17 protein-coding genes are annotated in these 18,435 nt (G+C 66.1%); 5 read left to right on the top strand and 12 right to left on the bottom strand.

Annotation, left to right across the window (positions count from 1 at the left end):
* Window positions 1-4 precede the first annotated feature (4 nt).
* The 5 genes from AWB70_RS21880 (at window position 5) to AWB70_RS21860 (ending at window position 5,964) form a co-directional block, all read left to right on the top strand.
* Window positions 5-1,660: a fatty acid--CoA ligase gene (locus AWB70_RS21880; RefSeq protein WP_374730251.1), complete on the top strand. Its 1,656-nt coding sequence runs from the start codon at window positions 5-7 to the stop codon at window positions 1,658-1,660.
* Window positions 1,657-2,121 (top strand): MaoC family dehydratase, encoded by a 465-nt coding sequence (locus AWB70_RS21875; protein ID WP_053571013.1) that lies wholly within the window; start codon window positions 1,657-1,659, stop codon window positions 2,119-2,121. The genes AWB70_RS21880 and AWB70_RS21875 overlap by 4 nt, the downstream gene beginning before the upstream one ends.
* Window positions 2,122-2,134: 13 nt before the next feature.
* Complete coding sequence (locus AWB70_RS21870) at window positions 2,135-3,814, top strand: alpha/beta fold hydrolase (protein ID WP_053571014.1); 1,680 nt, start codon at window positions 2,135-2,137, stop codon at window positions 3,812-3,814.
* Window positions 3,815-3,839: 25 nt separating this feature from the next.
* On the top strand, window positions 3,840-4,655 hold the full coding sequence (gene phaZ, locus AWB70_RS21865; protein ID WP_053571015.1) for a poly(3-hydroxyalkanoate) depolymerase: 816 nt from the start codon (window positions 3,840-3,842) through the stop codon (window positions 4,653-4,655).
* A gap of 130 nt (window positions 4,656-4,785) precedes the next feature.
* Complete coding sequence (locus AWB70_RS21860; RefSeq protein ID WP_014194107.1) at window positions 4,786-5,964, top strand: porin; 1,179 nt, start codon at window positions 4,786-4,788, stop codon at window positions 5,962-5,964.
* A gap of 9 nt (window positions 5,965-5,973) precedes the next feature.
* Here AWB70_RS21860 and AWB70_RS21855 read toward each other — a convergent pair whose 3' ends face one another.
* The 12 genes from AWB70_RS21855 to AWB70_RS21800 form a co-directional block, all read right to left on the bottom strand.
* Window positions 5,974-6,909 carry a LysR family transcriptional regulator gene (locus AWB70_RS21855; RefSeq protein WP_014194108.1) on the bottom strand — a complete coding sequence of 312 codons (936 nt, stop codon included), beginning with the start codon at window positions 6,907-6,909 and terminating at the stop codon, window positions 5,974-5,976.
* Window positions 6,910-7,011: 102 nt separating this feature from the next.
* Window positions 7,012-8,577 (bottom strand): UbiD family decarboxylase, encoded by a 1,566-nt coding sequence (locus AWB70_RS21850; protein WP_053571016.1) that lies wholly within the window; start codon window positions 8,575-8,577, stop codon window positions 7,012-7,014.
* Between the two features lie 24 nt (window positions 8,578-8,601).
* Window positions 8,602-9,327: an enoyl-CoA hydratase/isomerase family protein gene (locus AWB70_RS21845; RefSeq protein WP_053571017.1), complete on the bottom strand. Its 726-nt coding sequence runs from the start codon at window positions 9,325-9,327 to the stop codon at window positions 8,602-8,604.
* 24 nt (window positions 9,328-9,351) lie between these two features.
* Window positions 9,352-11,685 carry a xanthine dehydrogenase family protein molybdopterin-binding subunit gene (locus AWB70_RS21840; RefSeq protein WP_053571018.1) on the bottom strand — a complete coding sequence of 778 codons (2,334 nt, stop codon included), beginning with the start codon at window positions 11,683-11,685 and terminating at the stop codon, window positions 9,352-9,354.
* A complete protein-coding gene (locus tag AWB70_RS21835) occupies window positions 11,682-12,191 on the bottom strand; it encodes a (2Fe-2S)-binding protein (protein ID WP_053571019.1) in 510 nt (169 codons plus the stop codon). Before AWB70_RS21835 ends, AWB70_RS21840 begins: the two co-directional genes overlap by 4 nt.
* A gap of 18 nt (window positions 12,192-12,209) precedes the next feature.
* Window positions 12,210-12,677: an SRPBCC family protein gene (locus AWB70_RS21830; RefSeq protein WP_014194113.1), complete on the bottom strand. Its 468-nt coding sequence runs from the start codon at window positions 12,675-12,677 to the stop codon at window positions 12,210-12,212.
* 20 nt (window positions 12,678-12,697) lie between these two features.
* Window positions 12,698-13,516, bottom strand: a complete 819-nt coding sequence (locus tag AWB70_RS21825) for an FAD binding domain-containing protein (protein ID WP_053571020.1) — start codon at window positions 13,514-13,516, stop codon at window positions 12,698-12,700.
* 24 nt (window positions 13,517-13,540) lie between these two features.
* Window positions 13,541-14,308 carry an alpha/beta fold hydrolase gene (locus AWB70_RS21820; RefSeq protein ID WP_053571021.1) on the bottom strand — a complete coding sequence of 256 codons (768 nt, stop codon included), beginning with the start codon at window positions 14,306-14,308 and terminating at the stop codon, window positions 13,541-13,543.
* Window positions 14,305-15,657 (bottom strand): fumarylacetoacetase, encoded by a 1,353-nt coding sequence (gene fahA, locus AWB70_RS21815; RefSeq protein WP_053571022.1) that lies wholly within the window; start codon window positions 15,655-15,657, stop codon window positions 14,305-14,307. The genes AWB70_RS21820 and fahA overlap by 4 nt, the downstream gene beginning before the upstream one ends.
* Window positions 15,654-16,187 (bottom strand): VOC family protein, encoded by a 534-nt coding sequence (locus AWB70_RS21810; protein ID WP_045458410.1) that lies wholly within the window; start codon window positions 16,185-16,187, stop codon window positions 15,654-15,656. Before AWB70_RS21810 ends, fahA begins: the two co-directional genes overlap by 4 nt.
* A gap of 20 nt (window positions 16,188-16,207) precedes the next feature.
* Window positions 16,208-17,395 carry an FAD-dependent monooxygenase gene (locus tag AWB70_RS21805; protein ID WP_045458405.1) on the bottom strand — a complete coding sequence of 396 codons (1,188 nt, stop codon included), beginning with the start codon at window positions 17,393-17,395 and terminating at the stop codon, window positions 16,208-16,210.
* Window positions 17,396-17,591: 196 nt separating this feature from the next.
* On the bottom strand, window positions 17,592-18,170 hold the full coding sequence (locus AWB70_RS21800; protein ID WP_014194119.1) for a UbiX family flavin prenyltransferase: 579 nt from the start codon (window positions 18,168-18,170) through the stop codon (window positions 17,592-17,594).
* Window positions 18,171-18,435: the final 265 nt, after the last annotated feature.

The raw sequence follows: 18,435 nt of genomic DNA, 5'->3' as shown, positions 1-18,435 counted from the left end.
CGACATGTTCGAATCATCCGCGGCGGCGTACGCGTACCCGTTGCTCATCAAGCATCTTCTGCATACGCCGCTCGCGCATGCGCCCGATCAGGAGATCGTGTACCGCGGCGAGACGCGCCTGACCTATCGCGCCATGCGCGAGCGCATCGCGCGCCTCGCCAATGGCCTGACGCGTCACGGCGCAGTCATGGGCAGCACCGTGGCGGTGATGGACTGGGACAGCCATCGCTATCTCGAATGCTACTTCGCCATTCCGATGATGGGCGCGGTGCTGCAGACGGTCAACGTGCGGCTCTCGCCGGCGGAGATCGCCTACACGATCAATCACGCGGGCGCGCAGATCCTGCTCGTCCATAGCGATTTCCTGCCGGTGATCGACGCGATCCGCGATCAGCTCGACACGGTGCAAACCTTCATCCTGATCGACGAAAGCACCGAAGCCGGCGCGCATGCGATTCCGTTCGCGGACGAATACGAAGGCATGCTGGCCGCGAGCGAGACCGGCTACGACTTCCCGGATTTCGACGAGAACACGCGCGCCACCACGTTCTACACCACGGGCACGACCGGTTTGCCGAAGGGCGTCTATTTCTCGCACCGTCAGTTGGTGCTGCACACCATCACCGGCATGGCGGCGCTCGCGAGCCCCGCATCCGGGCAGCGCTTTCATCGCGGCGACGTGTACATGCCGATCACGCCGATGTTCCATGTCCACGCATGGGGCATGCCGTACATCGCCACCTTGCTCGGCGTGAAGCAGGTCTATCCCGGCCGATACGTACCCGAGCGCCTGATGAAGCTCGTGCGCGACGAGGGCGTGACGTTCTCGCATTGCGTCGGCACGATCCTGCACATGCTGCTCGAATGCGAAGACGCCAAGGCCGTCGATCTGAGCCGGTGGAAGGTCGTCATCGGCGGGGGCGCGCTGCCGCATGGCCTCGCGCGCGCGGCGCTCGATCGCGGCATCGACATCTTCGCGGGCTACGGCATGTCCGAAACCTGCCCGCTGCTCAGTCTCGCGCAGATCAAGCCCGGCGAAGAGCCGCTCGATATCGACGAGCAGGTGCGGGTGCGCTGCAAGACCGGCCTGCCGTTGCCGCTCGTCGATCTGCGCATCGTCGACGATGAGGGCCGCGACGCCGCTCACGACGGCCGCGCGAGCGGTGAAATCGTCGTGCGCACGCCGTGGCTCACGCAAGGGTACTGGAAGAACGCGGAAGCCTCGGCGCAGCTTTGGGACGGCGGCTATCTGCATACGCAGGATATCGGCAGCATCGATCCGCAAGGCTATCTGCAGATTACCGATCGTCTCAAGGATGTCATCAAGTCCGGCGGCGAATGGGTGTCGTCGCTCGAAATCGAGAGCCTGATCTCGTTGCATCCGGGCGTCTCCGAGGTGGCCGTGATCGGCATCAAGGACGAGAAGTGGGGCGAGCGGCCGGTGGCGCTCGTGGTGCTCAAGGCGCAAGCGAGCGTCTCGGAAGACGAGATCCGGCATCACGTCATGGCCTTCAGCGAATCGGGAAAGATCTCGAAGTACGCCGTGCCGCGGATCGTGAAGATCGTCGACAGTCTCGACAAGACGAGCGTCGGCAAGTTGAACAAGAAGCGCCTGCGCGAAGCGTTCGCGGCGTCGCTGGAAGGGAAGGCAACAGCATGAGCACCATCGAATACAGCATGGCGACGATCGACGCGTTCGTCGGCCGCGAGTTGGGCGTGTCGGACTGGGTCGTCGTCGATCAGGCGCGCATCGAGGCGTTCGCGCAATGCACCGGCGACATGCAGTGGATCCACGTCAACGAGGAACGCGCGAAACGCGAGAGCCCTTTCGGCGGCACGATCGCGCACGGCTATCTCACGCTCTCGCTCCTGGCGACGCTCGCGATCGAAGTCGGCCTCGTTCCGGCGGATGCGTCCGCCGCGCTGAATTACGGGCTGGACAAGGTGCGCTTCATGACGCCGGTCAGGTCCGGCGCGCGCGTGCGATGCCGCGTCAGGCTGACTTCGGTGGAGCGAAAAGGGAATGGCCGCATTCTCGTCAAGACGGATAGCGAACTGCAGATCGAAGGCGAGGACAAGCCCGCGCTGATCGCGCAAACGCTCGCGATGATCGTGGCGTGAGAAGGAAACGATTATGAGTAACCAGAACGACAGCCTCGCCGCCGATGCCAGCGACGGCATGCTCGGCGCCAACCCGTTCGTCGGATTGCGCGCCCTCGACATGTTCGCCGCCGCCGGGCAGATCGGCGCGCAGGCGATGCTGCATCCCGCCTTGCTGATGACCCAGACCGCGGCGCTCGTGCGCGATCTGACATCGGCGGCGAGCGGCAAAGAGACATGCTCACCCGCGCCGGGCGACAAACGCTTCGCCGATCCTGCGTGGCGCGAACAGTCGCTGTATCGCACGACGCTGCAGGGCTATCTGGCCTGGCGCAACGCGCTGGCCGGGTTCGTGGACCACTCCGCGCTCGACGACGCCAACAAGGAACGCGCGCGCTTCGCGATGTCGCTCGTGACGGACGCGCTTGCGCCGACCAACACGCTCGCGGGCAATCCCGCCGCGCTGAGGAAGCTCGTCGAGTCGCGCGGTGCGAGCGTCGTCGCCGGCGTGCGAAACATGCTCGCCGATACGCTCGGCAACAAGGGCATGCCTGCGCAGGTGGACAAGCGGGCCTTTCGTGTCGGCGAGAATCTCGCGACTTCGCCCGGCGCGGTCGTGTTTCGCAACGAGGTGCTCGAACTCATCCAGTACACGCCGTCCACGCCGAATGTATACGCGCGTCCGCAACTGATCGTGCCGCCGCAGATCAACAAGTTCTATATCTTCGATCTCTCGGCGAACAAGAGCATCGTCGAATATCTGGTGAAGAGCGAGTTCCAGGTGTTTGCCGTGAGCTGGCGCAATCCCACCGAAGCGCAGCGCGACTGGGACATGGACACGTATGTCGCCGCGCTCGTCGAAGCGATCGACGCGGTGCGCGATATCACCGGCCACGCCGACGTGAACCTGCATGGCGCATGCTCCGGCGCGATGACGATTTCGGCGCTGCTCGGCCATCTGGCGAGCCGCGGCGAGAAGTCGGTCAACGCGGCCACGCTGATGGTGGCGGTGCTCGACAGCACCTCGGAATCGCAGCTCGGACTCTTTACGACGCCCGCGGCCGTCGAGCTCGCCAAGCGCAACAGCCGCGCCAAAGGCGTGCTGTCGGGCGAAGACATGAGCCGCGTGTTCGCGTGGATGAGGCCCAACGATCTCGTCTGGAACTTCTGGGTCAACAACTATCTGATGGGCGAAGCGCCGCCGGCCTTCGACATTCTCTACTGGAACAACGACACGACGCGTCTGCCCGGCAAGCTGCATGGCCAGTTGCTCGACATCTTCACGCGCAACCTCTTCAGCGAGCCCGGCAAGCTGACGGTGCTCGGCACGCCGGTCGATCTGTCGAAGGTCACGTGCGACACCTACGTGATGGCGGGCATGACCGATCACATCACGCCGTGGAAGGGCGTCTACAACACGGCGCGCGCGTTCGGCGGCAAGACGCGCTACGTGCTGAGTTCGAGCGGCCATATCCAGAGCCTGATCAATCCGCCCGGCAATCCGAAGGCGAAGTTCTTCCACAACGACGAACTGCCCGAAGACGCCGACGCATGGCTCGCCCACGCCCGCCCCGAAGCGGAATCCTGGTGGAGCGACTGGCGCGCGTGGCTGGCCGCGCGCTCGGGCGAACGGCGCGCCGCGCCTCGCGCGCCCGGCAACGAGCGGCACGCGCGACTCGCCGACGCGCCCGGAAGCTACGTCCTCGAAGCCTGACCGGCATCCACACGAGACAAGAACGATGACAAACGCGCGTGCCCTGGAAATACAGAACGTTTCACTCGATGGACAACTGCTTCGCGTCGGCATCTGGCGGGGCAGCAATGCGTCGCCGCCGCTCGTCGTGTTCAACGGCATCGGCGCGAATCTCGAACTGCTTCAGCCCTTCGCCGATGCGCTCGGCGATGTCGAGATCGTGATCTTCGATGTTCCCGGCGTGGGCGGATCGCCTGCGCCGTTCGTGCCGTATCGCTTCGCCACGCTCGCGGTGATGACCGACAAGCTGCTCGCGAAGCTCGGCTACGACGGACCGGTGGACGTGCTCGGCGTCTCGTGGGGCGGCGCGCTCGCGCAGCAGTTCGCGCATCTGTATCCGTTGCGCTGCCGCCGGTTGGTGCTGGCGGCGACTTCGCCCGGCGTGATCATGGTGCCGGGGCGGCTCTCCGTGCTGTCGAAGCTGATCGGCGCGCGGCGCTACCGCGACCCGGATTATCTGCTCGAAGTCGGCGCGGAGATTTATGGCGGCGCATACCGGAACGATCCCGCGCTCCTGAAAGAGCACGGCCGTCATATCCGCGCGCCGGGCGGGCGTGGCTACATGTATCAGTTGCTCGCCACCTGCGGATGGAGCAGCCTGCTGTGGCTCGGCACGCTGCGCCAGCCGACGCTCGTCATGCATGGCGACGACGATCCCATCGTCCCGCTCGTCAATGCGGAAATCATCGCCCGCCGCATCAGGCGCGCGACGCTGCATGTCATGAACGACGGCCATCTGTTTCTCATCACGCGCACGCAGGAAGTCGGTCCGCTGGTGCGGGATTTTTTATCGGCCAAATAGGGCCCTCGCGGAAAACTTTGCGACTCGGGGTTGCCGGTTCGCGTCGCGGTCGCATAGAGTGTGTGAAGAACATCGCGCGTTTTCCTGACGTGCCGGAGCGTGTCTGCTCCGGTGTTGCTGGAGCAGGCAAATGAACAAGTTGCTGATAACCGGTGCGACGACGATGATCACGCTGACGAGCGCGGCGCATGCGCAAAGCAGCGTCACGCTCTATGGTCTGATCGACGCGGGCCTGACCTACACGAGCAACGAAAGAACCGCCCCCGGCAGCGGCCATAGCAGCTGGCAGATGACGAGCGGCGCGGTTCAGGACAGCCGATGGGGCCTGCGAGGGGCCGAAGATCTGGGCGCGGGGATGAAGGCCGTCTTCGCCCTCGAAAGCGGCTTCGACGTGAATAACGGCCAGTACACGTCGGGCAACCGCATCTTCAACCGTCAGGCGTGGGTCGGCGTGTCGAGCCGCGAATACGGCGCGCTCACGCTCGGCCGGCAGACCGACCTCATGGTCGATTTCGTCGCGCCGCTTTCGCTGACCGGCACGGAATTCGGCGGCACGCATTTCGCCCATCCGTTCGACATCGACAATCTGAACGATTCGTTTCAGATCAACAACGCTGTGAAGTACATGAGCCCGGCATTCTACGGCTTCAGACTCGGCGCGTTGTACGGCTTTTCGAATCAGGCGGGCGGATTCACCAACAACCGCGCCTACAGTTTCGGCCTGTCGTATGTGAGCGGCGCATGGAACTTCGCCGTCGGCTATCTTCAGTTGAACAGCTCCGCGCGCACGCCGGCCCAGTTGAACGCGAACGGCGCGGTCACGGACACCACGGCGGCGTCGCTGCAAAGCGCGCTGACCACGAGCGCCGTGCCGATCGGCGTGCTCGCCGACAAGCAGCGGACGCTGGGTGCGGGCGTCAACTACACGTTCGGCCCGGCGGTGGCGGGCTTCGTGTATTCGCAGAGCAAGATCACGCGGTTCTTCCAAACGAACCTGAGCGTGAACTTCCAGAACTTCGAGGGCAACTTCCGCTATGCGTTCACGCCCGCGGTCGAGTTTTCGGGCGCGTACACCTATTCGCGCGCGGGCGGCAACGGCGGCGGCGGCATTCCTCACTGGAACCAGGTGAGCGCGATGGCCGACTACCGCCTGTCGCGCCGCACCGATGTCTATGTGCAGGGCGCGTGGCAGCGCGTGAGCCCGAGCGGCACTTCTCCGCTGGGCGTGGCGTGGATCAACGGCGTGAGCAATCCGTCCTCGACGACGACGCAGGTTCAGGCGTCGGCCGGACTGAGGCACCGCTTCTGATAGTGCGCGTCAGTCTTCTTCGTCTTCGGCGTCGATGTGGTTGAGGCCGGTGGGATCTTCCTTCGCGGCTTCGGTGAACATCGTCGTGAACTGGTCGAGCGTGGCGAGCGTGTCGCGCCCGGTTCGCGTGATGCGGTAAAACGACAGCGGCACCTCGGGGCGCAACGCGTCCACGCGCACCTTGTAGCGGTAGCAGATATGTTCGCAGAAGGACGGCATGACGGCGGTGCCGAGCCCTTCCTGCGCCATCGCGATGGCCGTCTGCAGATGCCCCACGACGATGCGCCGGCTGACCGTCACTTCCTCTTTCGACAGCGTCGCTTCGATCAGCCGTTGCAGCGGATTGTCCTTCGGCAGCGTGATGAGCGGCTGATTCTCGAGCGCGGTCCAGCGAATGCCGGGACCGCGCAGCGGCGCGCCGGCCTCGGCGGGCGACACCGCGACGAGCCGCGTCGGGAAAATCGGCGTGCGGTCGATGCCGGAAAGCTGCGAGAAGAACACGCCGAACGCCGCATCGAGATGGCCTTCCTCGACCATCTGCACGAGCTCGGTCGGATTGCGGTCCACGAGTTCGATCTGCGCATGCGGATGAACCTGCGAGAAGCGCGCGAGCACCGAAGGCATGAGGCTCGCCGCGATCATCGGCGTGCAGCCGAGCAGCAGCGACGATTGTTTCTGACGCCCCAGCTCGTTGAGTTCGATGACCGATTTCTCGAGCGATTCGACGATCGCCATCGCGGTGGGATAGAAGAGGCGGCCCGCTTCGGTCAGCGAGACCGTGCGCGTGGTGCGCTCCAGCAGCCGGCAATCGAGCTGCGTTTCCAGTTCCCGGATGATCGCGGACAGCGCGGCCTGGCTGAGATGCATGCTCTGCGCGGTCTTCGTGAAGCTCGACGCGTTCGCGACGCCAAGAAAAACCTTGAGTTGTTTGAGGGACAGATTCATCAACGACAGCCGTTTGTTTTTCGGGCATGGGGCATGCCCGATTCTATCCCGTCTGCCGCGGCGGCTGCGCCGTCGAACGCCCGTGCAGCCGCCGCCGGCGCGTCACGCCAGCATGTAACGGCCTTCCTCGTCGCGCGAGATCCCGCGCCGTTGCGCCGTGTCTTCGAGCCAGCGCACCACTTCGCGGCCGTCGCGCGTGCCGGTCGCGGCCATCAGTTCGGAGAAGCGCTTCGGTCCGTCTTCGAGCGCCGCTTCGAGCGAATCGAAGCGCGCGCCGCGATAGGCCGGCGGCGTCGGCACGCGATGCTCCAGATCGCGCTCGGCGCCCGGCGCGAGCAGCGGCAGCGTGAGATCGAAGCCGGCCTTCGCCGTTTTGGTCGCGCCGAGCAGCGACGGATCGAGCGGCATCGCGCGCAGGCTGTCCTGCAGCACCAGATCGCGGTCCGCCTGAAAGCGCGTGGCGAGCGCCCAGTCCATCTGCTCGTCGGAGAACACGTCGATGTCCGGATCGACCACGAAGACGTGCTTGACGTTCGCGAGCGACGCGAACACCGCCGCGATCGCGTTGCGCGCCTCGCCCGGCACGCGCTGCTGCATCGCGATGCGCACGTTGAACATGCCGCCCGTGGCCGGATTGGCATAGACGGCCTTCACTTCGCGCACGGCGGTTTCGAGCGCGCGCCACACGGTCACTTCCGTGCGCAGCGCGGCGAGTTGCGCCGTGTCGGTGCGCGCCATCGAGCGCCCGCCGATCGTGCAGGTCTGGAAGACGGCGTCGCGCCGATGCGTGATCGCGGTCAGATGAAACAGCGGATTGGTCTTCACGCCGCCGTAATAGCCGAGGAACTCGCCATACGGGCCTTCGGGCTCGGCGTGGCCGCGCTCGTCGAGATAGCCTTCGAGGATGAACTCGGCGTCGGCGGGCACGAGCAGGTCGTTGGTCACGCACTTCACCACGCCCATCGGCGCGCCGCGCAACGCGGCGACGAGTTCGAGCTCGTCGGCGGGAATGCGCATGGTCGCGCCGACGTGATCGACCGGATGCGTGCCGACGGCGAACGCGATCGGCGTGCGCTCGCCGCGCTTCGCATGGCCGATCGCGATGGCGCGCAAGTCCGACGGCGCGACGAGATCGATGCCCGCCGTGCGGCGCCCGCGCAGCATCAGCCTGCGGATGCCGACATTGGTCCAGCCCATCTCGGGATCGACCGCGAAATCGATCGATGCGGAAATGTACGGCGCGCCGTCCAGATCGTGCTGCAGATGCACGGGCAGGGCGGTGAAATCGCAGGCGTCGCCGGTCAGCACGACCTGCTGCACGGGCGCTTCCTCGCGGCTCACTTCGACGAGTCTGCCCTTCACGCGCAGGCGTTCGCGCACCGTGTCGAGCAGGCCTTGCGGCGTCGTGTCGAAGGCTTTGGCCAGACGCGAACGGCTCGCGGCGACGCTGCCCGCGAGCGAGATCGATCCGCCGGACGGACGGCTGAACCACACGGCGCGCGGATTGCCTTCCATGATGCCGGCGATGTCGGCGAGATCGACGCTCGCGTCATGGCGTTCGAGTTCGGTTTCGTCGAGCGATTCGAGAAAGCGGCGCAGGCGGAAGCGTTCGAGATCGGGCGCGGGCGTGCCGTCGAGGGTCGAGGGAATGGCGGTCTTGGGTCTCACTGGGTTCCTTGGTGCGTGAATTCGTCAGAAGCGCGCGGAAAGCGCCGTCGCGGCGAGATGCGCCGCAAAGCCGCTCGCGCCGCTCGCGGGCATTTCGGGCGCGAGATGCAGGAACTGCTTCACCGCGCGCAACGTGACCGCGCTGCAGCCGAGCAGGGTGTCGACGAGCGCGTCGCTCTCGGCGTCGAGATTCGCCGCCGGCACGATGCGGCTCACGAGCCCGGCCTGCAAGGCTTCGTGCGCGGACAGCCGCACGCGGCTCAGCACCATGTGCGCGACGGTCTTCACCGGCACGCGGCCGATCAGCGCGGACATCACGAGCGTCGGCGGAATGTCGCGTTCCATCTCGGGAATCTGGAACACGGCGTTGTCGGCGGCGAGCGCGATATCGCACACGCCCGCGAGCGCGCAGCCCACGCCGAGCGCTTCGCCGCGCACGACCGACACCACCGGCACGCGCACGGCCTTGAGCGCGTCGTACAGCGCGAGCGGCGGCGCGGCGACCACGCGGCGCAGCGTTTCGGCGGACGGCTTCGCGTCCTTCGGCGGCATCGGTGAGAGGCGGCCGCGGCAGAAGTCGGGGCCGCTCGACAGAATGCGCACGAGCTTCACGTCGTCGTCGAGCGCCGTGACGGTGCCGATGATCGTCTCGCTCATCGGCGCATCGATCAGATTGCCGTTCTCCGGATGGTCGAGCACCACGTCCACGAGCGGGCCGCTGCGTCGAATCGCGATGTGAGGGCTGGTCATGCTGCTCTCCTTAATGAAGCGTGTTCATGCGTCGCGGTGGATGAATTCCCACACGACTTTCGGCGTGGCGGGCATCGCGAGTTCGTCCGCGCCGTAGTCCTGCAGGGCGTCGGCGAGCGCGTTGAAGATCGTCGCCGTGGCGGGCGTGATGCCGCTCTCGCCGCCGCCTTTCACGCGCAGCGGATTGCCGTGCGTCGGGTCTTCGGTGAGTTCGAGATTGAGTTGCGGAATCACGCCCGCGCGCGGCATGCCGTAGTCCATGTACGAGCCGGTCAGCACCTGCCCCGTGTCGCGGTCGAGATAGCAGGTTTCCGAAAGCGCCTGGCCGATGCCCTGCGCGAGGCCGCCGTGCACCTGGCCTTCGACGATCAGCGGATTGATCGGCTGGCCGACGTCATCGACCGATGTGTAGTTGACGAGCTTCACGACGCCCGTGTCCGGGTCCACTTCGAGCTCGCAGACCGCCGCGCCCGTGGGATGCGCGGGCACGCGCGTGTTGACTTCGGCGTGGGCGGAAAGCTTGCGCATGTCGCGCTCGCCCGGCACGCCGTCGCGCGCGACATGTGCGGCCACGTCGAAAAGACTGATTTCGCGCGACGAAGCCGCATCGGCGAACGCGCCGTTGGCGAAGCTCACGCGGTCCGGCGGGATGTCGAACAGTTCGGCCGCCACGCGCTTGCCGAGCGCGACGATCTGCGCGGCGGTATCGACGAGCAGCATGCCGCCGAGGCGCATCGAGCGGTCCGAATGGCTGCCGCCGCCCACGCTCACGAACGCGGTGTCGCCGGTGCGCAGCGCGATCGACTCGATCGGCACGCCCAGATGCTGCGCGATGACCTGCGCGAACGTCGTTTCGTGACCCTGACCGGTGGATTGCGTGCCCGACACGATATCGATGCGGCCCTGCGGCAGCACCGTCAGTTCGATGCGCTCGCGCGGCGCGCCCACCGGCGACTCGATGTAGTTCGCGAGCCCGATGCCGCGCAGCATGCCGTTCGCGCGTGACGCCGCGCGGCGCGCCTCGAAGCCGTCCCATTGCGCGAGTTCCAGCGCGCGCGCCATGTTGCGCGCGAATTCGCCGCTGTCGTAAGTGAGGCCCATCGGGCTGCGATACGGCAGCTTGTCGCGCGCAATCAGATTGCGGCGGCGAATCTCCGCGCGGTCGAGCTTCAGTTCCGCCGCCGCGAGGTCGAGCATGCGCTCGATCACGTGCGTCGCTTCGGGACGGCCCGCGCCGCGATACGGCGCGGTCGGCACCGTGTGCGTCAGCACGGCGCTGATATGCACGGCGGCGAGCGGCACGTCGTAGACCGTCGTCATGATGCGCGTGCCGTTCGACATCGGCACATAGGACACGGTATGCGCGCCGACGTTGCCGATCCATTCGTTGTCGATGGCGAGAATGCGCCCGTCGCGCGAGAAGCCGAACGTGGCGCGCACGATCTGGTCGCGGCCCTGATAGTCGGAGAGGAACGCTTCGCTGCGATCGCTCGTCCACTTCACCGGCCGCCCGACGCGGCGCGCGGCCCACACCACGGCAAGCTGCTCGACATAGATGAACGAACGCGGGCCGAAGCCGCCGCCGGTGTCGGGGCAGACCACGCGCACCTGCGTCGGCGGCACGTTCAGCGCGAGCGCGAGACAGAGCTTTTGCCGCACTGCGCCCTGGCTGCCCGAGATCAGCGTGTAGAGGCCGCTTTCACCGTCGAACACGCCGATCGCGCCGCGCGGCTCCATCTGGCAATTCACGACGCGGCTGTGATGGAATTCGCGCGTGAGCACGAACGGCGCATCCGCGATGATGCGGCGCGCGGCTTCGCGATCGCCGATCTGCGTCTGGAAGCAGAGATTGTTCGCCGCGCCGTCCCACAGTTGCGGCGCGCCGTCCTGCATCGCATCGGCCGCGTTGACGACGGCGTCGAGCTCCTCGTAATCGACCTCGATCAGCTCCGTCGCGTTGCGCGCGGCGAGCGCGGTCTCGGCGATGACCATCGCGATCGGCTCGCCGACGTAGCGCACGCGGTCGATCGGCAGCGGAATATGCAGCTGATTGAAGATGTCGCCGGTCAGCGAGGTGAGAAAGGCTTTCTTCGTGGCATCGACGGCGTCGATGGGATTGGGCACGTGATCGACGCCCTGATAGCCGTCGTCGAGATAATCCTGGCCGACGAGCACCGCGAGCACGCCGGGCGCCTCGCGCGCGGCCGACACGTCGACCGAGCGCAGCGCGGCATGCGCGTGCGGCGAGCGCAGGAAGGCGGCATGCACCTGGCCTTCGACGCGCAGATCGTCGGTGTATTGCCCGTTGCCGGTCACGAAGCGCCGGTCTTCGAGGCGCGGGAGAGGTTGGCCGATCATCGCGTGCCGCCCTCCGTCGTGGCGCCGGCGAGCGCCGGATACATCTCGTGCGCCGCGTGACGCACCGCCTCGATGATGTTCACGTAGCCCGTGCAACGGCAGATGTTGCCTTCGAGCGCGTGGCAGATGCTTGCTTCGTCGAGCGACGGCTGCTCGCGCAGGTAATAGCTCGACGCCATGATCATGCCCGGCGTGCAGAAGCCGCATTGCAGGCCGTGACATTGCACGAACGCGTTCTGCACCGGATGCAGCGGCGCGTCGTTGCTCTCGCGCAGGCCTTCGACGGTCGTCACCGCGCCGCCGCTCGCCTGCGCGGCGAGCACCGTGCATGACTTCACCGCGACGCCGTCGAGATGCACCGTGCACGCGCCGCACTGGCTCGTGTCGCAGCCGACGTGCGTGCCCGTGAGACGCAGCGTTTCGCGCAGGAATTCGACGAGCAGCGTCTGATCGGGCACGTCGCGCTGTACATCGACGCCGTTCACCCGAAGTTGGATTTCAGCCATGATTCGTTCCTTGCGCGATCACTGCGCGGCGTCGGCGTTCGCGGGGGCGCTCATCTTTGCGTTGAAGCGCGTGAAGAATTCCGCCGCGAGCTTGTTGGCCACCGAACTCACGAGGCGCGAGCCGATTTGCGCGAGCTTGCCGCCCACCTGCGCATCGGCGACGTAGCTGAGGAGCGTGCCGCCTTCGTCGGCATCGGCGAGCGTGACCGTCGCGTTCATCTTGCCGAAGCCCGCGATGCCGCCTTCGCCCTGGCCCAGGATCCTGTAGCCGTTCGGGCCGTCGCGATCCGAGATCACGAGCGTGCCCTTGAAGCGCGCCTTCACGGGGCCGACCTTGGCGACCACCACGGCCTTGTACTCGTCGTCGCTTTCGCCGATGAATTCCTCGCAGCCCGGCACGCATGCCTGCAGCACCGCGGGATCGTTCAAGCCTTCCCATACCTGCTCACGCGTGGCGGCGATGGTCTGCGATCCGGTGAACTCCATGTTCTTGTCTCCTGAAAACGTTAGGCGGGCTGGCGCAGCGGTTGCGCCAGCAGCGCGCGCAAGGCGCGGCGCGTGTAGGTTTCGATCAGATGGGCGCGATACGCGGACGAGCCGTTGGCGTCGTCGGGCAGCGTGTGCGCGTCCATCTTCAGTGCGTCGAGCGCGGCGTCGGAAAGATCGGCGGCGAGCGCGGCCTCGGCCTCGTGCCAGCGGAACACCGACGCGCCCGCGCCCGTCACGGCGACGCGAATCGCATCGGCGAATTGCGCGATGAACACGCCGACCACGGCGTAACCGGACGCCGGCTGGCGGAACTTCGCATAGGCGGCGCGCAGCGGCACCGGATACTCGAAGCCGGTCACGAGCTCGCCCGGTTCGAGCGCGGTCTCGAAGGTATCGACGAAAAAGTCGTCGGCGTCGATGCGGCGTTGCGAGGTGAGCACGCACGCGTTCAGCGCGAGCACGGCGCTCGGGTAATCAGCGGCGGGGTCGTTGTTGGCGACCGAGCCGCCCATCGTGCCGCGATTGCGCACTTGCGGATCGGCGATCACGTTCGCGAGTTGCGCGAGCGCGGGAATCGCGGCGGCGACCACGCCCGATGCGGCCACTTCCGCATGCTTCGTCAACGCGCCGACGCGCAGCACGCCGCCATCGACGCTCACGCCGCGCATCGCCTCGATGCGCGTGAGGTCGATCAGATGCGAAGGCGCGGCGAGACGCTGCTTGAGCGTGGGGATCAGCGTCATGCCGCCCGAGAGCGGCCTCGCGTCCTCGTGCTCGCTCAGCCAGCCGAGCGCTTCGTCGAGCGAGGATGCTCGCAGGTAAAGCGTTTCGTACATGAGGTCTCCTGCGGCCGGTGGCCGTCAGGCCTGTTTCAGCCAGTTTTCCAGCGCCGTCGCGAGCGCGACGGGCACTTCGTACATCGGGTAATGGCCCGCGTTCGCGAGTGTTTCCACGCTCGAATTCGGATACCACGCAAGCCACGTGCGGTTCATCACGTCGGCGGTGAGCGTCGGATCGTGTTCGCCGATGAAGAGCTTCACCGGCGTCGCGTTGCCCGTCACATCGGCGGAAAAATCGTTCGCGGCCCAATGCGGCAAGTAGCCCGCGAAGGCCTCCGCGCTCGACCGAAGCTGCGATTCCCGCGCGAGATGCGCGGTAAAACGCGATGCAAGCCGGTTGCCGGTCGAGAACGCGATGATCGCCGCGCGCTTGTCGACGTCGTCCACGGCGGCGCGGAAGCCGGCCAGACGCGCTTCGTCCATGCGCGAGCCGCACGCGGGCACCGCGCACACGCCCGCCATGCGCGCGATGCGTCCGCGCGCCGCGAGCAGCACGCGCTGGATCGCGACGCCGCCCATCGAATGGCCGATGAGGCTGAACCTGTCCCAGCCGAGATGGTCGGCGAGCGCGAGCACGTCTGCCGCCGCTTCATCGAACGTGAACGCACCGTCGCGATCGCGCGAGCGGCCGTAGCCGCGATAGTCGAAGAACACGTAAGTGAAGGCGTCCGTATCGAGCGCGGGCACGAGCGGCTGCCAGTCGTCGGCGCTGCCGAACCAGCCGTTCATCGCGAGCACCTTGCGCGGGCCGTTGCCGACCTGCACGTAGCCGTTGAGCGCCTGCGTCATGCCGCGGCCTCCACTTCGCCCGATGCGAACGCGAACGCCGGCGCGATGCGCCCGCGGCATTCGCCGAAGCCGATGGACACCGCGCCCGGCTTCGACGCACGCGCGCTCAGCACGATTTCATCGCCGTCTTCGAGCGCGGTGCGCGTTTCGCCGTTCGGCAGGCGAAGCGGATCGCGGCCCGCGTTGGTGAGCTCGGTGAGACAGGCGCGCGCCGCATCGTCGGCGCCGGAGATCGTGCCGCTGCCGAGCAGATCGCCGCTGCGCAGATTGCAGCCGTTGCTCGTGTGATGCGCGACCATCTGCGCGAAGGTCCAGTACAGATTGTCGAGATGCGTATGCGTGATGCGCACCGCATCCGCGCCGGCTTCGCGCAGTTGCCGCGTGGACAGATGCGCGTGCAGTTCCAGATGCAGGCCGCCTTCCTGCTGATCGCGCGCACCGCGCAGATGCGGCATGAGCGGCGGATCGTCCGCGCCGCGTGCCACCGGCGCCTTGCGAAACGGCGCGAGCGCCTCCGACGTGACGATCCACGGCGACACGCTCGAATGAAAGCTCTTGCCGAGGAAGGGCCCTAGCACTTGCTCGAACCACTGGATGCTTTTCGCGGACCAGTCGTTGAGCAGCGAATAGCCGAAGAGATGCGCGTGCGCCGCGTCGACGGCGATCGGCTGCGTAAGCGCATTGCCTTCGCCGATCCACGCCGCCAGTTCAAGCTCGAAATCGAGCGCGGGCGCCGGGCCGAACACGATCTGTCCGTTCGCGTCGCGATACTGGCCGTGCGGGCGGCGCACGTCGCCGCCGCTCACGCGCAGCGACGATGCGCGGCCGTGATACGCGATCGGCAGCGACTTGAACGCGGGCGGCAGCGGATCGGCGAGGCCCTTGTAGCGGCCATGCCGTTCGGTGTGATGCAGCGACGTCAGGAAGTCGGTGTAATCGCCGACCTGGCACGGCAGACGCAGCGTGGGCGCATCGATGCGCGGCAGCACGGCGTCTGCCTGCTGCTCGACTTGCGCGCGTTGCGGCGCATCGCTTTTCAGCAGGTCGGACAGCGCGGCGCGCAAGGCGCTCGCATAGCGCGGCGGCATCGACATGAGGCGGTTCAGCGTGCCGTCGCGCGTTGCTTCGCAGGCGATGGCGGCATCGCTGCCCGAGGCGAGCAGGCCGCTATCGGCGAGCGCATGCAGATCGACGGCATGCTCGCCGATGGCGACGCCCGCGCGCGCGGTGCCGTCGCGCTCGAACGCGCCGAACGGCAGGTTCTGAATCGGGAAATCCGCGTCCGGATGATTGGCCGAGTCGATCCAGCTACGGCGTGCCGGATCGTGAGTCAGGTTGAGCGCGGTCATGCGTCGTGGGTCTCCGATGCGGCGAGCTTGCGCGATTCGGTCCACGCGTCGAGCCCGGCATGCGCTTCCTTCCGGTACGAAGCGAGCGTGTCAGGCGGCGCGACCGGCACCGTCAGTTCCAGCCGCAGGCCGTTCGGATCGAAGAAATAGATCGAGCGCACGAAGTGATGATCGGTGACGCCCAGCACCTCGATGCCGTGATCCACGAGACGCTGCTTCATGGTTTCGAGCTCGTCGAGCGTGGCGAGGCGCAGGGCGATGTGGTTCACCCATGCCGGCGTGTTCGGCGAAGGCTCGGCGGCCGTGCCGTCGCCGAGATCGAAGAAGGCGATATTCGAGCCGTCCGCCATCTCGAAGAACAGATGCACGTAAGGGCAATATTCGCCCGTGCTCGGCACGCGGTCGAGACGGATCAGATGAACCAGCGGCAGTCCGAGGATGTCCTCGTAGAAGTGGCGCGTTTCCTCGGCATTGCGGCAACGCCACGCGAAATGATGCAGGCCGCGCACGGGCGGCAGATAGTCGGACATGCGGTGTCTCCTTGATGCGCTCAGACTTCGACGGTATCGACGTCGTATTCGAACAGCCAGTTGTAGCGTTCCTTCACGCGCTCTTCGCTCCACTCGCGATCGACGTACTCCGCCGCGCCTTCCGCATGGGCGAGCGCGGGATTGTGGAAGCGCTTCGTGTTTGCCGCCGAGCCGCGCACGATGCGCGACGTGCGCTCCAGACGCAGCGACTCGTAGCGTTCGAGCGCGTGCGGCAGGTCGTCCGCGTGGCGCGCGAGGCAGCGCGCGATCAGATAGCCGTCTTCGAGCGCCATGCCCGCGCCCTGCGCGAGGAACGGCAGCGTGGGATGGCAGGCGTCGCCGAGCAGCGTGGCGTTGCCCGAGGTCCAGCGCGTCATCGGCTCGCGGATCATGAGCGCCCATTTGTAGGGCACGTCGATGGCCGAGATCATCGTGCGCACGTCTTCATGCCAGCCCGCGAAATCGGCGAGACATTCGTCGAGCGTGCCGCGCTCCGACCACGACTCGACCTGCCAGCCGTCGCGCTCCACCGCGCCGACGAAGTTGACGAGCTTGTTGCCGCGCAGCGGATAGTGGATGACATGCGCGCCGGGCCCGACCCAGTTCGTGCCGTAGGGCGTGCGCAGATGCTCGGGCAGCTTCGAGGCGTCGATCACGCCGCGCCAGGCCATCACGCCCGAATAGACGGGCTCGTCCGCGCCGAAGAGCGCGCGGCGCACGCGCGAGTGCACGCCGTCTGCGCCGATCAGCAGGTCGGCTTCGAAGGTCGCGCCCGAGACGGTCTGCACTTCGACCTTGCCGTCCTTCTGCACGATCGACTCGACCTTGTGATCGAGCCGGATCGCATCCGGCCGATACGCACGCACGGCATCGACGAGCGCTTCGTGGAGATCCGCGCGGTGCACGGTCAGATAGGGGAAGCCATACACTTCGCGCGACGCCGCGCCGAGATCGAAGAGCGGCCAGGTCTGCCCCGTGTTCCAGAGACGCACGCGCTTGCCGGGCGGCTCGCACGCGAGACCTTCGAGGCGCTCACCGACGCCGAGACGGTAAAGCACGCGCGTGGCGTTCGGGCTGAGTTGCACGCCCGCGCCGATTTCCCCGAGGGCTTTGGCCTGTTCGAGAATAGTGACGTGAAAGCCCGCTTTCGATAATGCGGCTCCCGCCGTCAAACCGCCGATACCGGCCCCTGCAATGACGATCTTCATTCGACCTTTCGACCTCTTTCGTATTTGACGCTATCTCTTATCGAGAAGATTTATCATTCGATCGATAAATCTTTTAAATGGGGTTTCGCTTTGAAACGGAACCACTTTAAATGAACGCCAGCCGCTAAAGAAGCAAAAGAATTCGAATGAGTTATCGATGAAAATTGATAATGCGCGATGAATACGCGCATGAATCTCACATGCCCCAGCGATGCACGACCGAGGATTCGATGCCGAACAGATCGAGCACGCGCCCGAGAGTGTGATCGACCATTTCGTCGAGCGATTCGGGGTTCGCGTAGAATGCCGGCACCGGCGGATAGACGATTGCTCCGGCTTCGGTCACGCTCGTCATGCTGCGCAAGTGGCCCAGATGCAGCGGCGTTTCCCGAACCATCAGCACGAGCCGGCGGCGCTCCTTGAGCGTGACGTCCGCGGCGCGCGAAAGCAGGCCGCTCGTTACGCCCGTGGCGATTTCCGAGAGCGTGCGGATCGAGCAGGGCGCGACGATCATGCCCATCACGGGGAACGATCCGCTCGAAATCGCCGCGCCGATATCCGTGTTCGGGTACGTGACCGTGGCGAGCGCGCGGACGTCGGCGACGCTGTACGGCGACTCGTGCGCGAGCGTGACCTGCGCGGAGCGGCTCATCACCAGATGCGATTCGATGTCGAGCTGCCTGAGCAACTGCAGCAGCCGGACACCGTAGACGACGCCCGATGCGCCGCTTATGCCCACGATCATGCGCCTGGGCTGTACTGCGCTGAAATGCATCTGTGCTCTCCGGTTCAACGGTGATGAATTAAACGTCGCGGATGTTAGCACGGCGATTCGTTATGTCGAATGACTTATGTGCTTTTTTGGAATCGATGAGTAAATACCCTGAGTGAATAATCAGGATGTTCGATTGATTGATAAATAACTCGTGATTCAAAACCCGAATCGGAGTGGTTAAACTCGGTTCCGCATCGGGACAAAGCGATGCAATAAGCCGGCGCCGGCGAGCGACCGGCCAACGATAAAAAATTGGAGACTTCGG

The sequence above is a fragment of the Caballeronia cordobensis genome (assembly GCF_001544575.2).
In the GTDB taxonomy this organism is placed as follows: Bacteria; Pseudomonadota; Gammaproteobacteria; order Burkholderiales; family Burkholderiaceae; genus Caballeronia; species Caballeronia cordobensis.
The sequence above is the reverse complement of the archived record's forward strand: the minus strand, read 5'-3'. Positions and strand labels throughout refer to the sequence as shown.